Source organism: Acidiplasma aeolicum, from assembly GCF_001402945.1.
Taxonomy (GTDB): domain Archaea; phylum Thermoplasmatota; class Thermoplasmata; order Thermoplasmatales; family Thermoplasmataceae; genus Acidiplasma; species Acidiplasma aeolicum.
In genome coordinates, this window is the sequence record NZ_LKBG01000069.1 from 1 (window position 1) to 3,097 (window position 3,097).

General features: G+C 33.4%; 4 protein-coding genes and 1 pseudogene. 2 read left to right on the forward strand and 3 right to left on the reverse strand.

Translation table 11 applies throughout. The features are described 5' to 3' along the window. The coding region (locus AOG54_RS02300; protein WP_156324168.1) for a formate--tetrahydrofolate ligase at window positions 1-631 on the forward strand (631 nt) is incomplete at its 5' end. A gap of 84 nt (window positions 632-715) precedes the next feature. Further along, entirely contained in the window at window positions 716-1,921 is a 1,206-nt protein-coding gene (ilvA, locus tag AOG54_RS02305; RefSeq protein ID WP_054963875.1) for a threonine ammonia-lyase, read from the forward strand. A 1-nt stretch (window position 1,922) separates the two neighbouring features. Here the strand turns inward: ilvA and AOG54_RS02310 are convergent, their stop codons facing one another. The 3 genes and pseudogenes from AOG54_RS02310 to AOG54_RS09820 all read right to left on the reverse strand — a co-directional run. Further along, on the reverse strand, window positions 1,923-2,261 hold the full coding sequence (locus AOG54_RS02310) for a hypothetical protein (protein ID WP_054963876.1): 339 nt from the start codon (window positions 2,259-2,261) through the stop codon (window positions 1,923-1,925). Between the two features lie 31 nt (window positions 2,262-2,292). Further along, window positions 2,293-2,559 carry an acylphosphatase gene (locus AOG54_RS02315; RefSeq protein WP_055032355.1) on the reverse strand — a complete coding sequence of 89 codons (267 nt, stop codon included), beginning with the start codon at window positions 2,557-2,559 and terminating at the stop codon, window positions 2,293-2,295. A 58-nt stretch (window positions 2,560-2,617) separates the two neighbouring features. Beyond that, window positions 2,618-3,097 (reverse strand): annotated as a pseudogene (locus tag AOG54_RS09820) (hypothetical protein); the annotation flags it as partial.

A 3,097-nucleotide genomic window follows, 5' to 3' on the forward strand; every position in this document is an offset into this window, starting at 1 on the left:
AAATATTAATGCCATAAAAATAGGATTTCAAAATTTAATCAGGCATGTGAATATAGTCAAAAGCTTTGGACTTATTCCTGTTGTTGCAATCAACAGGCACAAAAATGATACAGATGAGGAGATAAAAACAGTTAAGGGCCTGTTAATGGAAAATAATATAGAATATGCTATTTCAGATGTCTATTTAAGGGGCGGTGATGGTGGAATAGAACTTGCAAGGGCCGTAATTAAAAATATAGAAGAAAATTCTAATAAAAAAATATCATACACATATGAATTAAATGAAACGCCCAGGGAAAAAATAGAAAGAATTGCAAGGAAGGTTTATGGTGCCTCCAGTGTTAATTTTTCAGATGAGGCAGAAAAAGATCTGAAAATAATAGAAAAGTATCAATTTAATGGCTTTTATATATGCATGGCCAAAACACAGTCCTCAATTTCAGATAACCCTGCACTTTTAAACAGCCCAGAAAATTTCGATATAAATATTAGAAAAATTTTAATTGATTCGGGGTCAAGATTTTTAATACCGGTGCTTGGAAATATAATGACAATGCCAGGCCTTCCTAAAAAACCTGCAGCGGAAAATATAGACATAGATGGAAATGGAAATATTATTGGTTTAAAATAAATTTCATCAGTATATAAAAATAATATATAATTTATAAACGTTATTTTTTCAAAGAATATTTATTTAACAAAACGATAATTAGCCATGATTACCTTTGATGATGTTAAAAATGCTGAGAAAATTATTGATGGAAGGCTGCATAGAACACCACTGGTTCATTCAAAAACCTTTAGTGATATGTTTAATGCAGATGTATATTTTAAAATGGAGATTTTTCAGAAGACAGGGTCCTTTAAATCCCGGGGAGCCTTTGTAAAGTTTGCATACTTAACAGAGGAGGAAAAGAAAAATGGCGTGATAACAGCCAGTGCCGGGAACCATGCACAGGGCGTTGCATTTGCTGCAAATGCCTATAATGTAAGGGCCACAATAGTAATGCCAGAGTTTACAACACCGGCAAAAATAAATGCAGTTGAATCATACGGTGGCCATGTAATACTTAAGGGATCAAGCTATGATGAGGCACATGATTATGCTGTTAACCTTGGAGTTGAAAAGGGGATGACATTCATAGAGGCTTACAATGATGAGAAGGTTATTTCAGGCCAGGCAACAATAGGCAAGGAGATAATGGATGATTTAAATCCTGATGTAATTATAGTACCAATAGGTGGGGGAGGCCTTATTTCAGGAATATCGTTTGCAGCCAAATCTATGAATCCAAATGTAAGGGTAATAGGGGTTGAGTCTGAAAAGGCAGATTCCATGGTTAAATCACTAAAGGAGGGCAGAATAGTTTCCTACACAAGCAATGATACAATTGCTGATGGCATAGCTGTAAAGTATCCCGGGAATATCACATTTGAGATGGTTAAGAAATATGTTGATAATGTTGTTACAGTGAATGATGAGGATATAGCATATGCACTTTTTAAATTGCTTGAAAGGGAAAAGGTTCTTACCGAACCCTCAGGTGCAGTGGGGCTTGCCGCATTGCTTGAAAACAAAATTGATGTTAAAAATAAGAAGGTGGCCATTGTTTTATCCGGCGGAAATATAAACTTCCTGTTACTCTCAAATATAATTTACCGCGCACTTGAAAGGGAGGATAAATTGATCAGGCTTGAATTTAAGCTTCCAGACCATCCTGGAATAATGATAAAGATAGTTAATGCAATTTCCAGCGTTGGTGCAAATATATACCATGCTGAGGTTGATAATCTTAAAAAAAATACACCAATAGGATATCAGAACCTTTTATTTACAGTAAATATTGTGGATAAAAAAAGGATTAATGAACTTCTGGAAAAGTTAAATAAACTTGGCTTTGAATATAATATTGTTAATTAATTTATATTGTATAATACCATTTATAAACACCCCTGGCCTGAATATATCCACCAAGAATATTGGTCTGATAAACACCGTATACGAGAACATATGAACCAGTTGCAGGAGCAGTGCCATTATAAAATACATCTATGGTGTTTCCGTAGTCATTAACTGTCATAAATGTCTTATTATTCACCGTTATTAATCCCGTAATATTTCCATATATATAATATGATTTTCCGTTATGCATTGAAGATTCTGAGGTGTTTAATGCCAGCGGTATTATACCATATGAAACAAGAATTATAATTATCAATATTGCAATATATATTATTTTTCTTGATGTTCTTTTTTTCATGCAATCTTTAAATAAATATCCATATATTAAATTAATGTATTATGGAAAACTCATTAATATTATCATATTTTTCAGGCGTTTCAACTATCCTATCTATAACAGCCCCTGGAATTTTATGTGCATATTTCATTAATTCCCTAATTTTATCCTCATTGCCGCATATCAACGATTCAACGCTTCCATCATCAAGATTTTTAACCCAACCATAGAGACCAAGTGATATTGCCTTTGCTCTTATATGGGCCCTGAAACCTATGCCCTGAACATTTCCATAAAAAATGGCATGAATGCAATTCATAAATAATAATAGTAAATAAAAATAAATATTTTACACTAAATTTATATAAAAATTTTTTTTAGTTTTCCTTAACTGCCTTGTCCTCGACCTTTGTTTTGGCCGTTGATACTTTTGGCATTATTTTACCACTGCTGTAAAGGTATGCATATAATACCATCAGCAGGAGATATAATATTCCTCCAAGTATGCTCAAATAGAAATTAAATGCAAGCATTGAATTGGGAGAGGCAAATGCATTAACAGGAAATGCCCCGCCTGCTATCTTTGTTACAGGTAATTCAAGGGATAGCATTGCAAAGGTCATTAATGTAAACCACAGTGGCTTATATGAAGCATACTCTGTCGTTGATTTCATCATATACATTACCGGTATTATTAATGTAAGTATTATTGGCACTGCAAGATATGCAGCCACTGAAACCTTATCTATATGTGCAATTTCCAGGTATGCATATGAATCGAGTATTAAACCGATAATTATTGTTGCTAATGGTACATAGCTTGTGTTTTTAACTGTCCTGTAAAAGACCTGCGACAT

Coding starts and splice junctions, on each gene's coding strand:
- ilvA (WP_054963875.1), top strand. CDS start 716: ATGATTACCTTTGATGATGTTAAAAATGCTGAGAAAATTATTGATGGA.
- AOG54_RS02310 (WP_054963876.1), bottom strand. CDS start 2,261: ATGAAAAAAAGAACATCAAGAAAAATAATATATATTGCAATATTGATA.
- AOG54_RS02315 (WP_055032355.1), bottom strand. CDS start 2,559: ATGAATTGCATTCATGCCATTTTTTATGGAAATGTTCAGGGCATAGGT.